19 protein-coding genes are annotated in these 13906 nt (G+C 64.6%); 10 read left to right on the forward strand and 9 right to left on the reverse strand.

Going from position 1 to position 13906, the window contains the following annotated elements:
* Nucleotides 1–185 precede the first annotated feature (185 nt).
* The 5 genes from CCC_RS16915 to dnaQ all read left to right on the forward strand — a co-directional run bounded on the left by CCC_RS16915 (nucleotide 186) and on the right by dnaQ (nucleotide 3823).
* The gene (locus CCC_RS16915) at nucleotides 186–1028 is read left to right on the forward strand and encodes a pyruvate, water dikinase regulatory protein (protein WP_009869188.1); all 843 of its coding nucleotides are present in this window, start codon (nucleotides 186–188) and stop codon (nucleotides 1026–1028) included.
* Nucleotides 1025–1615, forward strand: a complete 591-nt coding sequence (locus CCC_RS16920; RefSeq protein ID WP_009869187.1) for a Maf family protein — start codon at nucleotides 1025–1027, stop codon at nucleotides 1613–1615. Before CCC_RS16915 ends, CCC_RS16920 begins: the two co-directional genes overlap by 4 nt.
* Nucleotides 1612–2448: a shikimate dehydrogenase gene (locus CCC_RS16925; protein WP_009869186.1), complete on the forward strand. Its 837-nt coding sequence runs from the start codon at nucleotides 1612–1614 to the stop codon at nucleotides 2446–2448. Before CCC_RS16920 ends, CCC_RS16925 begins: the two co-directional genes overlap by 4 nt.
* Nucleotides 2445–3050: a dephospho-CoA kinase gene (coaE, locus tag CCC_RS16930; protein ID WP_009869185.1), complete on the forward strand. Its 606-nt coding sequence runs from the start codon at nucleotides 2445–2447 to the stop codon at nucleotides 3048–3050. The genes CCC_RS16925 and coaE overlap by 4 nt, the downstream gene beginning before the upstream one ends.
* 80 nt (nucleotides 3051–3130) lie before the next feature.
* Nucleotides 3131–3823 (forward strand): DNA polymerase III subunit epsilon, encoded by a 693-nt coding sequence (gene dnaQ, locus CCC_RS16935; RefSeq protein WP_009869184.1) that lies wholly within the window; start codon nucleotides 3131–3133, stop codon nucleotides 3821–3823.
* A 130-nt stretch (nucleotides 3824–3953) separates the two neighbouring features.
* On the opposite strand, the gene secB is transcribed toward dnaQ, so the two are convergent.
* Together secB and CCC_RS16945 are read right to left on the reverse strand one after the other, a co-directional pair.
* Nucleotides 3954–4421, reverse strand: a complete 468-nt coding sequence (gene secB / locus CCC_RS16940) for a protein-export chaperone SecB (protein WP_009869183.1) — start codon at nucleotides 4419–4421, stop codon at nucleotides 3954–3956.
* Between the two features lie 61 nt (nucleotides 4422–4482).
* Complete coding sequence (locus tag CCC_RS16945) at nucleotides 4483–4956, reverse strand: FxsA family protein (protein ID WP_009869182.1); 474 nt, start codon at nucleotides 4954–4956, stop codon at nucleotides 4483–4485.
* Nucleotides 4957–5023: 67 nt separating this feature from the next.
* Between CCC_RS16945 and CCC_RS16950 the strand changes: the two genes are divergently transcribed.
* The 5 genes from CCC_RS16950 to CCC_RS16970 all read left to right on the forward strand — a co-directional run bounded on the left by CCC_RS16950 (nucleotide 5024) and on the right by CCC_RS16970 (nucleotide 8651).
* Complete coding sequence (locus CCC_RS16950) at nucleotides 5024–5683, forward strand: Tim44/TimA family putative adaptor protein (RefSeq protein ID WP_009869181.1); 660 nt, start codon at nucleotides 5024–5026, stop codon at nucleotides 5681–5683.
* A complete protein-coding gene (mltA, locus tag CCC_RS16955) occupies nucleotides 5680–6861 on the forward strand; it encodes a murein transglycosylase A (protein ID WP_009869180.1) in 1182 nt (393 codons plus the stop codon). Before CCC_RS16950 ends, mltA begins: the two co-directional genes overlap by 4 nt.
* Before the next feature lie 71 nt (nucleotides 6862–6932).
* Complete coding sequence (locus tag CCC_RS16960) at nucleotides 6933–7697, forward strand: hypothetical protein (RefSeq protein WP_041042151.1); 765 nt, start codon at nucleotides 6933–6935, stop codon at nucleotides 7695–7697.
* 13 nt (nucleotides 7698–7710) lie between these two features.
* A complete protein-coding gene (locus CCC_RS16965; protein ID WP_009869178.1) occupies nucleotides 7711–8301 on the forward strand; it encodes a Smr/MutS family protein in 591 nt (196 codons plus the stop codon).
* Nucleotides 8298–8651: a helix-turn-helix domain-containing protein gene (locus tag CCC_RS16970; protein WP_009869177.1), complete on the forward strand. Its 354-nt coding sequence runs from the start codon at nucleotides 8298–8300 to the stop codon at nucleotides 8649–8651. The genes CCC_RS16965 and CCC_RS16970 overlap by 4 nt, the downstream gene beginning before the upstream one ends.
* 51 nt (nucleotides 8652–8702) lie before the next feature.
* Here CCC_RS16970 and CCC_RS16975 read toward each other — a convergent pair whose 3' ends face one another.
* From CCC_RS16975 to CCC_RS17005, 7 genes are all read right to left on the reverse strand, one after another.
* A complete protein-coding gene (locus CCC_RS16975) occupies nucleotides 8703–9272 on the reverse strand; it encodes a Crp/Fnr family transcriptional regulator (protein ID WP_009869176.1) in 570 nt (189 codons plus the stop codon).
* Nucleotides 9273–9373: 101 nt separating this feature from the next.
* A complete protein-coding gene (gene hslU / locus CCC_RS16980; protein ID WP_009869175.1) occupies nucleotides 9374–10702 on the reverse strand; it encodes an ATP-dependent protease ATPase subunit HslU in 1329 nt (442 codons plus the stop codon).
* Nucleotides 10699–11247 (reverse strand): ATP-dependent protease subunit HslV, encoded by a 549-nt coding sequence (gene hslV / locus CCC_RS16985; protein ID WP_009869174.1) that lies wholly within the window; start codon nucleotides 11245–11247, stop codon nucleotides 10699–10701. Before hslV ends, hslU begins: the two co-directional genes overlap by 4 nt.
* 68 nt (nucleotides 11248–11315) lie before the next feature.
* Nucleotides 11316–11981, reverse strand: coding sequence for a GNA1162 family protein (locus CCC_RS16990; protein ID WP_009869173.1), 666 nt, complete (start codon nucleotides 11979–11981; stop codon nucleotides 11316–11318).
* Nucleotides 11978–12526, reverse strand: coding sequence for a DUF4810 domain-containing protein (locus tag CCC_RS16995; RefSeq protein WP_082036662.1), 549 nt, complete (start codon nucleotides 12524–12526; stop codon nucleotides 11978–11980). Before CCC_RS16995 ends, CCC_RS16990 begins: the two co-directional genes overlap by 4 nt.
* Nucleotides 12523–12819 carry a hypothetical protein gene (locus CCC_RS17000; protein ID WP_041042155.1) on the reverse strand — a complete coding sequence of 99 codons (297 nt, stop codon included), beginning with the start codon at nucleotides 12817–12819 and terminating at the stop codon, nucleotides 12523–12525. Before CCC_RS17000 ends, CCC_RS16995 begins: the two co-directional genes overlap by 4 nt.
* 3 nt (nucleotides 12820–12822) lie before the next feature.
* Nucleotides 12823–13797, reverse strand: coding sequence for a CsgG/HfaB family protein (locus CCC_RS17005; protein WP_041042157.1), 975 nt, complete (start codon nucleotides 13795–13797; stop codon nucleotides 12823–12825).
* Between the last annotated feature and the right edge of the window lie 109 nt (nucleotides 13798–13906).

Here is a 13906-nt window from a genome sequence, read left to right on the forward strand (position 1 = left end):
CATCTCCTGGGGAAAATGGGGAAATCGGATGTGGCGGGCGATGATTCACGCTATTGTTGGGATCAGCGGAAAAGTTTTGGACATGGGGGGATGTGCCTCCATGGAATTGGGGTCAGTGGGGAGCGAAATTCACCCCCTTCGTCCGACCCCCCCTTTATCCACGGACTTGCGGGTTATCCACAGGAATGAAGAATTTTCACCTTCATCTCGTCTCCGACGCCACCGGCGAGACGGTCACCTCGGTGGCACGGGCCTGTCTCGTCCAGTTCGAAGGCGTGCAGCCCATCCAGCATAACTGGTGGCTGGTGCGCACCCAGGGCCAAGTGGAACGGGTCATCGCCGGAATCGAGGACAATCCCGGCCTGGTGTTCTTTACCCTGGTGGACGGCGCGGTGCGCGGTCTGCTGGAAGAGGCCTGCCGCCATCGCAACATTCCCTGCATCTCGCTGCTGGACCCGGTGATGGCCGGGCTGTCGGCTTTCCTCAATGTGGAGGTCAGCGCCCTGCCCGGCCGCCAGTATCAGCTGGATGCCGAGTATTTCCGCCGTATCGACGCCATGCAATTCACCCTGGCCCATGACGACGGCCAGTTGATCGAACTGGTGGATCAGGCCGATGTCGTGCTGGTGGGCGTATCGCGGTCGTCCAAGACTCCCACCAGCATGTATATCGCCAATCGCGGCATCAAATGCGCCAATTATCCCCTGGTGCCAGGCGTGCCTTTGCCGCCCGAACTGGAACGGGCGAAAAAGCCGCTGATCGTCGGACTGACCAAGGACCCAAAGAGCTTGTCCGATATTCGCCGGGCCCGGCTGCGCCTGTTGAATCAGGAAGAGGAAGCCGATTACGCCCAGTTCGAGAAGGTCAAGGAAGAGGTGCAGCAGGCACGGCGCATCTTCTCGCGTCTGGGCTGGCCGGTGGTGGACGTGACGCGCCGTTCCATCGAGGAGGCCTCGGCCACCATCATCCAGCTTTATGAACGCCATCTGGAAAAGCGCGGGCTCAAGGCGGAGACCACGCCGTCATGATCGTGCTGGCTTCGGGCAGCGCCGCCAGGGCCCAAATGCTGGAGCAGGCGGGAGTTTCTTTCACCGTCCGGGTGGCCGCCGTGGACGAAGCGGCGGTCAAGCAATCCCTGGCCGCCGAAACCCGCAATCCCGCCCGCGTCGCCGAGATCCTGGCCGAGTTGAAGGCGGTGCGCGTCTCGGCCCATCATCCCGGCACCTTGGTGGTCGGGGCCGATCAGATGCTGGACCAGGACGGGCGGTGGTTCGACAAGCCCGCCAGCCGTGACGAAGCGCGGCGGCAGTTACAGTCACTGCGGCACAAGACCCATCGACTGACCAGCGCCGTGGTGGTGGTCCGTGACGGAATCCGGCTGTGGCACCATAACCAATCGGCGCTGCTTACCATGCGCAATTTCTCCGACGCTTTCCTGGACCGCTACCTGGATCAGGCGGGTGATGCGGTCTTGTCCTCGGTGGGCGCCTATCAACTGGAAGGCCTGGGCGCCCAATTGTTCCTTACCGTCGAAGGGGACTTCTTCACCATTCTGGGCCTGCCATTGTTGGCTCTGATGGACTTCCTGCGTGAAAACGGAGAGCTGGTTCCATGATCGTGTCCGGTAAAGCCAGGCTGGCCGGGGTGCTGGGCTGGCCGGTATCCCATTCCCGCTCGCCCCGCCTGCACGGCTTCTGGCTGAAGCAATGGGGAATCGACGGCGCCTATCTGCCCCTGGCCGTGGCGCCCGAGAATCTGGAATGCGTCATCCGCGCCCTGCCCCGTATGGGCTTTCGTGGCGCCAATGTCACCGTGCCCCATAAGGAGGCGGTGATGAGGCTGGTGGACCATCTCGATCCCCTGGCCCGGCGGATCGGCGCGGTCAATACCCTGGTGGTGAGGGACGACGGATCGCTGGAAGGCCGCAATACCGACGCTTACGGCTTTTTCGAGAATCTGCGTCAGGGCTGCCCGGCGTGGACAGCCTCGTCCGGTCCGGCCGCGGTGATCGGCGCGGGCGGCGCGGCGCGCGCCGTGGTGGCGGCCCTGGCCGATGCGGGCGTGCCCGAGATCAGGCTGGCCAACCGGTCGCGTGAGCGGGCCGAAGCTCTGGCCGCCGATCTGGGCGGTCCGGTCAAGGTGGTGGAGTGGTCCGAACGCGCCGGAATGCTCGACGGCTGCGCCCTGCTGGTCAACACCACCACGCTGGGGATGACCGGTCAGTCGGACTTGGATTTGGACCTGGCCGCCTTGCCAACCACGGCCGTGGTTAACGACATCGTCTATGTGCCGCTGGAAACTGATCTGCTGGTCCGCGCCAGGGCGCGGGGCAATGCAACCGTCGACGGTTTGGGCATGCTGCTACATCAGGCGGTACCCGGCTTCGAGGCCTGGTTCGGCCAAAAGCCCCAGGTTTCCCATGAATTGAGGGCCTTCGTCCTGTCATGAAGATCCTGGGTCTTACCGGCTCCATCGGCATGGGCAAAAGCACGGCGGCCGCCATGCTGCGCCGCCTGGGCGTGCCGGTGCACGATGCCGATGCCACGGTGCATGCCCTGTTCGGCCCCGGCGGCAAGGCGGCGGCCCCGGTGGAGGCCGCCTTTCCCGGCGTGGTCAAGGACGGTGCGGTGGATCGCACCGCCCTGGGCGCCCAGGTGTTTGGCGACGACGCGGCGCTGAAGCGTCTGGAAGCCATCGTCCATCCCCTGGTGCGCGCCGCCGAGCGCGATTTCCTCGCCCGCCATCGCCGCGCCCATACGCCCCTGGTGGTACTCGATATCCCCCTTCTCTTCGAGACCCAGGGCGAGAAGCGCTGCGATCTGGTGGCGGTGGTCAGCGCGCCTTCCTTCCTTCAGGCGGCCCGTGTGCTGGCCCGGCCCGGCATGACGCGGGCGCGCCTGGAGGCGGTGCTGGCCAAGCAGATGCCCGACGGGCAAAAGCGGCGCAAAGCCGATGTGGTGATTCCCACCGGATTGGGGAAGGGCCCGGCATTGAAGCGGCTCAAGGCCTTGGTTCAGAAAATGCGGGGCCCCCGCCCTCCCTTTTATTGATGAATAAAAAGGGGGTCTGGGGCATAAGCCCCAGATGGGTTTGGGCGATAGCCCATGATTTGCTTGGAAAGGCAGTTCCCATGCGCGAGATCGTGCTTGATACGGAAACGACCGGCTTTGATCCGTTGAGCGGCCACCGACTGGTGGAAATCGGCTGTGTCGAGCTGTTCAATCACCTGCCCACCGGCGAGGTGTTTCACCGCTACTGCAACCCCGAGCGCGACATGCCGGAAGAGGCCTTCAAGGTGCACGGCCTGTCGGTGGAGTTCCTGTCGGACAAGCCGCTCTTCGCCGAGATCGTCGCCGACTTTCTGGAGTTCATCGGCGATGCGCCGCTGGTCATCCACAACGCTGAATTCGACATGCGCTTTATCAATGCCGAACTGGCGCGGCTGGGCTTTCCCGCTTTGCCCATGAGCCGGTCCATCGACACGGTGATGATGGCGCGCAAGAAGTTTCCCGGCGCCCAGGCCAATCTGGATGCGCTGTGCCGCCGCTTCGAGATCGACAACACGCACCGCACCAAGCACGGGGCATTGCTGGATTCCGAATTGCTGGCCGAAGTCTATCTGCAGCTCATCGGCGGGCGTCAGCCGGGCTTGGAACTGGGCGGCGGCAAGGGCAATGGCGCTGGCAGCGCCGCCAGTGCCTCGACCCAAGAGGTGAAGCGGGATTTCCGCGAGCCCCGGCCCCACGGACCGACCGAGGAGGAAACCGCCGCTCACACGGCCTTCGTGGCCAAGCTCAAGAACGCCGTGTGGCTGCGGGAGTAGAAATACCAGATTGGGCTATCGCCCAAACCCATCCGGGGCAAATGCCCCGGACCCCCTTTTCAATTAACGGGGTTTGGGGCCTATGGCCCCAAGCGGGTGTGGGCGGCAGCCCATCAATATTTCGAAGGACTTACGCCTGACCCTGCTGGGCGCTCATCTCGGCCGCGCGGGCACGGTAGAGCTCGACGAAGTCCAGGGGCTGGAGCAGCAGCGGCGGCAGGCCGCCGTCGCGGGTCATGTCGGCAACGATATTGCGGGCGAAGGGGAACAGCAGGCGCGGGCACTCGATGAGCAGCACCGGATGGATCTGCTCTTCCGGCAGGTTCAGGGTGAAGACGCCAGCATAGGCCAGTTCCAGGATGAACAGGGCCTTGCCTTCCAGCAGGGCCTCGACCTTGAGGTGGAGGACCACTTCATAGGCGTTGGCGCCCACATTGCCCACATTGACGTCCACATGGATCGGAATCTCGGGGTTCTTGCCCTGCATTTCGATGAAGGAATGGGGCGCGCCCGGAATCTCGAAGGACAGGTCCTTGATATACTGCATGTTGACCTGCAACTGGGGCAGGTCCTCGGCGGGCGTCTGGGCGTCGGTCATGGTGTTCTCCGGGTGGGAAGACATCTATTAAAAGCTGGTAAGGGGCGTAGCACGGACACCTTCACGGCTCAAGCCGCTTGTGATCCGTGGGCGGCTTGGGCTCGGATTCGGGCGTGATGATCTGGTAATCCCCGTCGATGACGGTGGGGCCGGATGAAGAGGCCGGAGCCTGGGCGCCGATCACCACGGCGCGTGCGACGATGGCTTGCAGCAGCAGGGCGCGCACCGGGGGCAGCAGCAGCAGCAACGCGAAACCATCGCTGATGAAGCCGGGCAGCATCAGCAAGACACCGGCCAGGGTCAGGCAGATTCCGTCGAAGACCGCCGGGCCGGGCGGGTCGCCCCGCTCCAGCCTGGATTTGAGGTCCAGCGCCACGCCCAGCCGTCCATGGCGCAGCAGGGCCGAGCCCGCCAGAATGGCCAGGATGGTGAGGCCCACGGTGGCCAGCCCGCCAATGGACTCAGATACCTTGATCCACACCATGATCTCTGCCACCGGCAATGTCAGCAGGCCAACCAGGAATGCCCATGCCATGCTTGCTCTTTCTCCCAACCCGTCTTATGTCTTTGACTGGACAAGCAGCCTACCTTGGACTGGCCCGATGAACGACGGCTATCATTTTCTCGACATCGTTTTTTTCGCCATGGTCGCCGCCTTCCTGGTGTTGCGGCTGCGCAGCGTGCTGGGCAAGCGCACCGGAACCGAGCGTCCGCCCGAGAAATGGAGCCCGGTCGAGGCCCCCGCCGATAATGTGGTGGATCTGCAAAGCGTCCGCCGCTCGGCGTCCGAGCCTCCCGCCGAGACGCCCCTGGGTCAGGGTCTGGCCGCTATCCGCGCCGCCGACCGGGGGTTTGACCTGGACGGCTTTCTGGGCGGCGCCAAGGCGGCGTTCGAAATGATCGTCATCGCCTTCGCCCATGGTGACAAGGCGACGCTGCAGCCGCTTCTGGCCCCCGACGTCTATCGTCACTTCAGCGAAGCCATCGATGCGCGCCGTCAGCATGGCGAGACGCTGCAGACCGAACTGGTGGGCATCCGCTCCGCCGAATTGGTGGAAGCGGGGATGGACGGCCGCTTTGCCGCCTTGACCATCAAATTTGTCAGCGAGCAGGTGAACGCGCTGCGCGATGCCAAGGGCGAAGTGGTGGAAGGCAATCCCGAACGGGTGATCGATGTGATCGACCTGTGGACGTTCCGCCGCGATACCCGCTCCCCTGATCCCAACTGGGCGCTGACCGCCACCCATACGCCCGACCCATGAGGATCAAAGCCGCCGCCCTATTGGTGGCCGCTTCGCTGGCCGCCTGCGCCACCCCGGAACCGGCGCCCGCACCAGGCGGACCCGACCACATGGTGCTGCAGCCCCTGACCTTCAGCCAATTGGCTGGCTGGTCCGAGGACGACTCGGCCCAGGTGCTGCCCGCTTTGCTGAAATCTTGCGGCCGAATCGCCAAACTGCTGCTGGACAAATCGGTGGGCTTCGAGGGCGTGGGCGGCACCGCCGCCGACTGGTATGCGCCCTGTGCCGCCGCATCGCGGGTGCCCGAAGGTGACCATAAGGCGGTGCGGGATCTGTTCGAGACCTGGTTCACCCCCTGGCAGGTCACCAATGACGGCCGGGCCGACGGCATGTTCACCGGTTATTTCGAGCCGGAGATCAAGGGCTCGCGCCTGCGCAGGGGGCCCTATACCCAACCCATCTTCGGCAAGCCCAATGATCTGGTCATCGCCGATCTGGGCAAGTTCCGCCCCGATCTCGCCCCCGAGCAACTGGTTGGGCGGGTGGAAAACGGCCGTCTGGTTCCCTATCACAGCCGTGCCGAAATCGATAAGGGCGCCCTGGACGGCAAGGCCGCCATATTGGCCTGGACCGATGACGCGGTGGATCTGGCCATCATGCAGATACAAGGGTCGGGCCGGGTCCGCCTGGATGATGGCTCGGTGATCCGCCTGGGCGTGGCGGGCAGCAACGGCCACAAATTCGTCGGCATCGGCAAGGTGCTGAAGGACGAGGGCAAACTGGGCGCCGATACCTCCATGCCCGCCATCCGCTCTTGGCTCAAAGCCCATCCCGAAGAGGGCCGCACCCTGCTGGGCCGCAATCCCCGCTATATCTTCTATGGCGTCAATGCGGGCACGGACGGGCCCATGGGCACCGAGGGCGTGGCGCTGACGCCCGAGCGTTCCCTGGCCGTGGACCCGCGTTTCGTGCCGCTGGGTGCGCCGGTCTGGGTGGATAGCGCCGATCCCTCGGGCAAGCCGCTGCGCCGTCTGATGATGGCCCAGGATACCGGCGCCGCCATCAAGGGCCCGGTGCGCGGCGATGTGTTCTGGGGAGCGGGCGAATCCGCCTTTCAGATCGCGGGCAAGATGAAAAGCCCCGGCCGCTTGGTGATCTTCCTGCCCAGGGCCCGTTCGCCCAGGCTGGCCGAGAGGTAGGGGTTGCCTTCTGCGCCCCTCTTGTCCATGCTCCGTTCCATTACACCTCTGATGTGGATTGGATGGCGGCGATGAGCCGGTTGCTGGCCGAATGGAAGGAACGCAAGGGACGCGAGGAGGAGCAGCTGCACGAGCAGCTCTGCGCCGCCGTTCGTGCCGGACAGGTCCAGGTCTATACCGATCCCCGCCTGCTGGATTTCCAAGGCTCGCCCGTGCACCAGCACTGGGACCATCTGTTGCCGTTGACCGTCGAGGCGACCCTGGCGCTGATCATCCTGCTGGCCACGGGCATCGCCACCGGCATCGTCGCCATGACGCTGTGCGTGCTGGCTCATCTTTACGGCAATAAATATTACGTGGCCTGGCGCCTGAAGATGCGCGCCCATGCCTATCTTACCACGGGCTATACGCAATTCGTCACCCTGTGGCAGCTGGGCGGCATCGCCCTGGTGATCAAGGGGGTCAACGAGGCGCCCTGCCTGGCGCCCAAGGGCGATTGGCGCAAATTCATCCGCCGCAATCTGGGCGAAGGCGAATCCCCGGCCCAGTCCATGGCTAATGCCCCGGTTCCCGCCGGTCCGCGCATGACCGCGCCCCCGGCCCAGCCCGTCGCCCCGCCGCCCCCTGTGCAGCCCGAGCCGGTTGCGGCCCCGGTGGTCATGGAGACCGCCCCCCTGGCCGACGCGCTGCAGCCCGCGCCACCACCACCGCCACCTCCTGTCGCCGAGCCGGAAAGCGAGATCATGATGGCTCCGCCCAGCCCCAAGCCGGGTGATCGCTGGGCCTCCATCGCCGATGAAGAGGTCCCGCACGACGAGGTCTTGCCCAAGTCATGAGCTGGCCCAAATCATGAGCCGAGCCCGTCTGATCGAGCCGCGCCAGCCCCGACGCCGGGTGGTGAGTGCCGATGAGATCCGGGTTTGGAAGGCGGTGGTGGCCGAGGCCAAGCCACTGCCCGGCCGCTTGCCGCCCGCCGATCCCTCTCCTGAAACCGCCGCGCTTCCCGAACCGGTGTCCTCGCCGCCGCCGCCGCCCGGCAAGCCGCCGGTGCGTCCTTCGGCCCATCCTCCCACGCCGCCCCGTACCGGTCACGGTGAGCTGCATCACGGCAATTCTCCCGGCCTGGACCGTCGCTCCGCCGAACGGTTGAAGAAGGGCGAGATGGAGATCGAGGCCACCTTGGACCTGCACGGCCTGACCCAGGACATGGCCCACGCCCGGCTGATCGCCTTCATCCAGCGCTGCTGGATCGCCCAGCGGCGCTGCGTGGTGGTGGTCACCGGCAAGGGCGCCCAGGGCTTCGGCATTCTCCGCGCCCAGGTGCCGCGCTGGCTGAACCAGTCCCCCTTGCGCGAACGTATCCTGGGCTTTTCCTATGCCCAGCCGCGCCATGGCGGTGACGGGGCCTTGTATGTGTTGATCCGCAGGCAGCGCGCATGACCCCGTTCGGCGCGCGGATACGGGCGCTGCGCGACGCCAAGGGCATTCAGTTGCGCCAGATGGCCGCCGATCTGCATATTTCCGCCGCTTATCTCTCGGCCATGGAGCATGGCCATCGCGGCCGCCCGGCACCCGGTCTGGTCATGCAGATCTGCGGTTATCTGGGCTGTATCTGGGACGAGGCCGAGGAGCTGAAGGCTCTGGCCGAGCTGTCGCAGCCCAAGGTGACCTTGGACACGTCGGGCCTTACCCCCGCCCATACGGAATTGGCCAATCGCCTGGGCCGCGCTATCCGTGATCTGTCCGATGAGAGGGTGGCGCGGTTGCTGGAGGTGTTGGGGGAGAAATAGCGGGGCTTTGCCCCGCACCCCATCGGGAGGAGAACCTCCCGAACCCTCCCTTTATTTCAATCGAAATGTTCGCTTCGCTGGCCGGTCCAGCCGTCCCTCCTTCACCAGGGCGGCCAGACTGCGGTAAAGCGCCTCGTGGGTCAGGCCCATATCATGGGCCGCGGCTGAAAGCGGCTGGTCCAGGGTGACGGCGCCATCGGCGGCGCCCAACAGGGTCAGCCAGGCCACCACCCGGTCGCGTGCGCCGGGCAGCCGCATCACCTCCTGGCCACTGCGCAGAGTTTGCACTTCGCGGGCGAGGGCGGCGGAGAAAGCCAAGTTGAGATCCGGGTGGGCGCGCAAGAACAGCAGTACCGCCGCCTTGGGGAATACCCGCACCCGGCTGGGCGTTTCCGCCACGGCGTCACAGGGATAATGGGAGGCGAAGAGAGAGGTTTCCGCGCACAGCGAACCGGCCTGGGCCAGATGCGAGGTGACGCCATGGCAGCCAAGACGTATCCGCCCCCGTTCCACCTGGAATATGGCACGGGCCTCGTCGCCTTCGCGAAACAGGGCTTCGCCGGTTTTCAGGTCGCGGCTGGCGGCGCGGATGCCGCCGAGAATCCTAGTCCAGTCTTCCATAACCCTCCCTCATACTATGATCAGAATCATAGCATATGGAAAAAACAAAGGGAGGTCCGGAGGTCCCCTCCGGGCGGGCTTGGGCGGCAGCCCAATAATCCCTACAGAATGAACTTGGCCAAATCCGCCGTCTTGGCCAGGGCGCCGACCCTGTCGCGCACCATCTCGGCGGTAATGGTCACCTTGGTGCCGGGGGGCTGGTCGGGGGCGGTGAAGCTGATGTCTTCCAGCAGGCGCTCCATGACGGTTTGCAGGCGCCGCGCGCCGATATTCTCCACGGTGGAGTTGATCTCGGCGGCCAGATCGGCGATGGCCTCGACCGAGCCGGGCTCGAAATCGAGGATCACCTCCTCGGTGGCCAGCAGGGCCTCGTATTGCTTCAGCAGGCTGGCTTCGGGCTCGGTGAGGATGCGCACCAAATCGTCGCGCGACAGCGCCTTCAGCTCGACGCGGATGGGCAGGCGGCCCTGAAGCTCGGGCAGCAGATCCGATGGCTTGGCCAGATGGAAGGCGCCGGACGCGATGAACAGCACATGGTCGGTCTTCACCGAGCCGTGCTTGGTGGCCACCGTGGTGCCCTCGATGAGGGGCAGCAGGTCGCGCTGCACCCCTTCGCGCGAGACATCGCCGCCCACATGGTGCTCGGAGGAGCGGGCGCAGATCTTGTCGATCTCGTCGATGAAGACGATGCCGTGATTTTCCACCGCCCAGATGGCGTCCTTGACCACCTTGTCCTGGTCCAGCAGCTTGTCGGATTCCTCGGCGGTCAGGGCCGCCAAGGCTTCGGGAACCGGCAGTTTGCGGGGCTTGGTTCGCCCGCCGCCCAGGGCCTTGCCCAGCATGTCCGAGAGATTGATCATGCCGACCTGGGAGCCGGGCATACCGGGAATGTCGAAGCTGGGCAGGCCCGCGCCGCCGGTATCGGCCACCTGGATCTCAACTTCCTTGGAATCCAGGGCGCCTTCTCTGAGCATCTTGCGGAACTTCTGGCGGGTCTCGGCTGCGGCGGTTTCACCGACCAGGGCGTCGAGCAGGCGCTCTTCGGCATTGATCTCGGCCTTGGCGGTGACCTGTTTGCGCAGGCGTTCGCGGGTCATGAGGATGGCCACTTCCACCAGATCGCGGACGATCTGCTCCACGTCGCGGCCCACATAGCCCACTTCGGTGAACTTGGTGGCCTCCACCTTGAGGAAAGGAGCCTGGGCGAGGCGGGCGAGGCGCCTTGCGATCTCGGTCTTGCCCACGCCGGTGGGCCCGATCATCAGGATATTCTTGGGCAGGACTTCTTCGCGCAAGGACTCGGACAACTGCTGACGGCGCCAACGGTTCCTGAGCGCGATGGCCACGGCGCGCTTGGCGTCATTCTGGCCGACGATGAAGCGGTCCAGTTCGGAAACGATCTCGCGGGGGGAAAAGGCGGCGGCGCTCATAGGCTTTCCACGATCATGTTGCCATTGGTGTAGACGCAGATGCCCGCTGCGATCGCCATGGCCTTGCGGGCGATGGTTTCGGCATCCAGGCCTTCGATGTCAATGAGGGCGCGGGCGGCGGCCAGGGCATAATTGCCACCCGAACCGATGCCGATGATGCCATCCTCGGGCTCCAGCACGTCGCCCTGGCCGGTCAGGACCAGAGACACGTCCTTGTCGGCCACCGCCATCATGGCTTCCAGGCGCCGCAGATAGCGGTCGGTGCGCCAGTCCTTGGCCAGTTCCACGCAGGCCCGGGTCAATTGGCCGGGATGCTTTTCCAGCTTGGCTTCCAGGCGTTCCAGCAGGGTGAAGGCGTCGGCGGTGGCCCCGGCGAAACCCACCAGGATGGAATCATTGCCCACCTTGCGCACCTTGCGGGCATTGCCCTTGATCACGGTGGCACCCAGGCTGACCTGGCCGTCGCCAGCGATGACGACGCGGCCCGATTTGCGCAGGCATAAAATGGTGGTGCCGTGCCAGGAAGGAAGGGAGGATTCGGACATGAAGCGGACCCGGACAGACGAGGGGCGGGCATCATAGCAAAGGCCCGCCCCACGCCGAGTCGTAAAATTCAGGGCTTGCTCAGATCCTTTTCGGTCGCCCGGTCACGGAAATGGGGACCGGGGGGCAGACCTTGCTGTGGCGTTCCGAAGGCGGCCGTATTGGCTTGGCGCGACATGCGGATGTAATCGGGTTTGGCCTTGGTGATGGCTGCGGCGACCACCTTGACGAGAAGTCCAGCGATCCCCCCTCCGCCAGCGTCGCCAGCATTGGCATTATACTTGGCCTGCTGCCGGTGTTCCCAGATGGTGGTTCCTCCCGCCGTTTCCTTCAAGATATAGGAGACGTCCACCGTCACGATGGTATCGAGCACGATATACTCGGCGGCCCATTTCTCGATGGTGACGTAGAGAATGGTATCGGCGCCGAACAACTGGCCCAGATGGGTCGGGTCCGCGGCATGAACCATTTCCGGATCGGGCAGGCCGTCATCCTCCAGCACTCTGCGGACCAGATTGATGGGGAAGACGTAGTATCCGCGATTGGCCAGGGGTTTGGCGATGGTGGTTGACAGATATTCCCCGGCCAGGGCATCGGTGCTGCGGTTGATGGGAGGCGGCACCAGAATGGAATAGGGTTGGGCCGCGCCGAAGGCATCATAGTTCTTGGGCGGGGGCACCGCGCAGGCGGACAGGCCAATCATCAACACCAGGGCGGAGGCGAGGCGGCGGATCATTTGCGGGCTCCTCGGGCTTTTTCGGCATCGCGCAGACGGGCGGCTTCCGTTTCGATGGCCTTGGAATCCCCCTTTTCGTCCTTCTTCGGTCCTTCCGCGACGCGGATCATCACATCCATGAAATAGGCGGATTCGGGCCAGTTGCGCTTTTCCCGCTTGAACAGGGTAAGCGCTTTTTCGGGATTGCCCGCCTGCAGGTAGAGATATCCCAGTTCGGCGATCAAACCTGGAGCAAGCCGGGAAACAGGTCCCACATCCAACGGCTTGAAGGCCTGTTCCGCCTCGAACACCGCCCGGCGGCGGGTGTCGCGGTCATCCGACGATGCCCGCGTCAGCACCTCACCCAATTCGGGGACATTGGCATCACCATAGGCGACGGACAGACGTTCCAGTTCGCTGACCAGCTTGTCCATGTTGCCGGAATCCTCGTAGTACTCCAGCAGGGACTGATCATAAGTCCCCCACTCGAAGGTTCCCTGTGGCTGGACGCAAGCGGTCAGGGTGCAAATCGCTGCCAGGGCGGCACAAGGCGAGAGTCGTTTCATTGTGCCGCTCCCGCCGGTACGGCCAGTTTGCGCAGACCACGGCCGCTGACGAAGACCTTCTCTGTATAAATGCCACCCTTGGGTCCGACCACCTTCACCACATGGGTGCCGGGTTCCAGCAATAGAGGCTGATCCACCACACCCATGTCGAGGCCGTCGATGAACAATCGCGCCCCGGAGACGGCGCCCACCACTTCCAGGGAGGGGCGGTCGTCGACGGTCTCGGTGCGTTCGGCCGGTGCGCAGGCTGCGACCATGGCGGCCATGGCGAGGACGGAAAGTAAGCGCCTCATAGCTCAGCCCCCCTTGCGTTCGGAAATGAACAGCGAGGCCGCGGACTGGCCAGCCAGAGAACCCGATACCAGTTCGGCCACCGAGCCTTCGTCGGTCTCGCTCTCGCCGAATTGGGCGATCACCCGGATGGTGGCGATTTCGGCGGAGGGCAGGGAGATGTTGAAGCCGGACTGGCCGCTTTTGATCTTTTCGCCCGGTCGCATGACCGTCAAAAGGTCGCCGATCTTGAGACCCTGACGGGCGCCTCCGCTGATGAACAGGCGCGAACCCTCGACTTTGAGGATATCCGTGCGCCAGGGCCGCTCCTTCAATTTGACCACCAGGGCGTTCATCACGTCGGAAACGGCGGCGCCGATGGCCTTGTCGTTGAGACTGGCATCGTAATCGGCTTGGGAGCCGAAGCCGAAGACCTCACCGGCTTCCGACGAACTGCTGCCTCGGCCCGAGGCCGAGAAGAAGACGTGACCGGTCTTGGGATCGGCCAGACGGATCTCCACCTTGGCATCCACTTTTTGCTGCTTGGTGGAACTGAGCAGACCGCCCCGCGTCACGGTGGAGCGGCCGAACTCGGTCAATGAGCCGAGGATCAAGGTATCGACGCCGACAATATCGCCGCCGCCGCTCAAGGCCTGTTCCTTGACCAATTTGTCGAGGTCGGGGCGCTCGAACACCAGGAAGGAGCCGGACTCCACCAGTCGGGCCGCCAGCATGTCGGATGTTTGTTTGCCCAAGGGATCGCCGTTATCGCTGCGCACGAAAGTGCGGCCATAGCGGGTCTCGTTGCTGAAACGGCCGATGGCGATCTTGCGCTTCAAGACTTTCGCGGACTCGGTCGGCGCGGCTTGCTGCTGCTGGGCCTGGCGCTGAACGGCCGGAGCGGCTGGGGCCTCGGCGGCGGTTTTAGGATAGTCGGGCGTGGCGCAAGCGCCCAGCGCCGCCACCATCATGATGGCGGTCATACGGAATCCAAGTTTCATAACGATGCCCCCTGCATCCGATCACAAGAACGAATGCTGACATCTTACAGGCGAGGCGGGTATTCGGCAATCCGAGGCGGAAGTTATACCCGCCGGGAAGTCTTATTGC

The organism is Paramagnetospirillum magnetotacticum MS-1 (genome assembly GCF_000829825.1).
Lineage (GTDB): Bacteria > Pseudomonadota > Alphaproteobacteria > Rhodospirillales > Magnetospirillaceae > Phaeospirillum > Phaeospirillum magnetotacticum.

Coding starts and splice junctions, on each gene's coding strand:
- CCC_RS16915 (WP_009869188.1), top strand. CDS start 186: ATGAAGAATTTTCACCTTCATCTCGTCTCCGACGCCACCGGCGAGACG.
- CCC_RS16920 (WP_009869187.1), top strand. CDS start 1,025: ATGATCGTGCTGGCTTCGGGCAGCGCCGCCAGGGCCCAAATGCTGGAG.
- CCC_RS16925 (WP_009869186.1), top strand. CDS start 1,612: ATGATCGTGTCCGGTAAAGCCAGGCTGGCCGGGGTGCTGGGCTGGCCG.
- coaE (WP_009869185.1), top strand. CDS start 2,445: ATGAAGATCCTGGGTCTTACCGGCTCCATCGGCATGGGCAAAAGCACG.
- dnaQ (WP_009869184.1), top strand. CDS start 3,131: ATGCGCGAGATCGTGCTTGATACGGAAACGACCGGCTTTGATCCGTTG.
- secB (WP_009869183.1), bottom strand. CDS start 4,421: ATGACCGACGCCCAGACGCCCGCCGAGGACCTGCCCCAGTTGCAGGTC.
- CCC_RS16945 (WP_009869182.1), bottom strand. CDS start 4,956: ATGGCATGGGCATTCCTGGTTGGCCTGCTGACATTGCCGGTGGCAGAG.
- CCC_RS16950 (WP_009869181.1), top strand. CDS start 5,024: ATGAACGACGGCTATCATTTTCTCGACATCGTTTTTTTCGCCATGGTC.
- mltA (WP_009869180.1), top strand. CDS start 5,680: ATGAGGATCAAAGCCGCCGCCCTATTGGTGGCCGCTTCGCTGGCCGCC.
- CCC_RS16960 (WP_041042151.1), top strand. CDS start 6,933: ATGAGCCGGTTGCTGGCCGAATGGAAGGAACGCAAGGGACGCGAGGAG.
- CCC_RS16965 (WP_009869178.1), top strand. CDS start 7,711: ATGAGCCGAGCCCGTCTGATCGAGCCGCGCCAGCCCCGACGCCGGGTG.
- CCC_RS16970 (WP_009869177.1), top strand. CDS start 8,298: ATGACCCCGTTCGGCGCGCGGATACGGGCGCTGCGCGACGCCAAGGGC.
- CCC_RS16975 (WP_009869176.1), bottom strand. CDS start 9,272: ATGGAAGACTGGACTAGGATTCTCGGCGGCATCCGCGCCGCCAGCCGC.
- hslU (WP_009869175.1), bottom strand. CDS start 10,702: ATGAGCGCCGCCGCCTTTTCCCCCCGCGAGATCGTTTCCGAACTGGAC.
- hslV (WP_009869174.1), bottom strand. CDS start 11,247: ATGTCCGAATCCTCCCTTCCTTCCTGGCACGGCACCACCATTTTATGC.
- CCC_RS16990 (WP_009869173.1), bottom strand. CDS start 11,981: ATGATCCGCCGCCTCGCCTCCGCCCTGGTGTTGATGATTGGCCTGTCC.
- CCC_RS16995 (WP_082036662.1), bottom strand. CDS start 12,526: ATGAAACGACTCTCGCCTTGTGCCGCCCTGGCAGCGATTTGCACCCTG.
- CCC_RS17000 (WP_041042155.1), bottom strand. CDS start 12,819: ATGAGGCGCTTACTTTCCGTCCTCGCCATGGCCGCCATGGTCGCAGCC.
- CCC_RS17005 (WP_041042157.1), bottom strand. CDS start 13,797: ATGAAACTTGGATTCCGTATGACCGCCATCATGATGGTGGCGGCGCTG.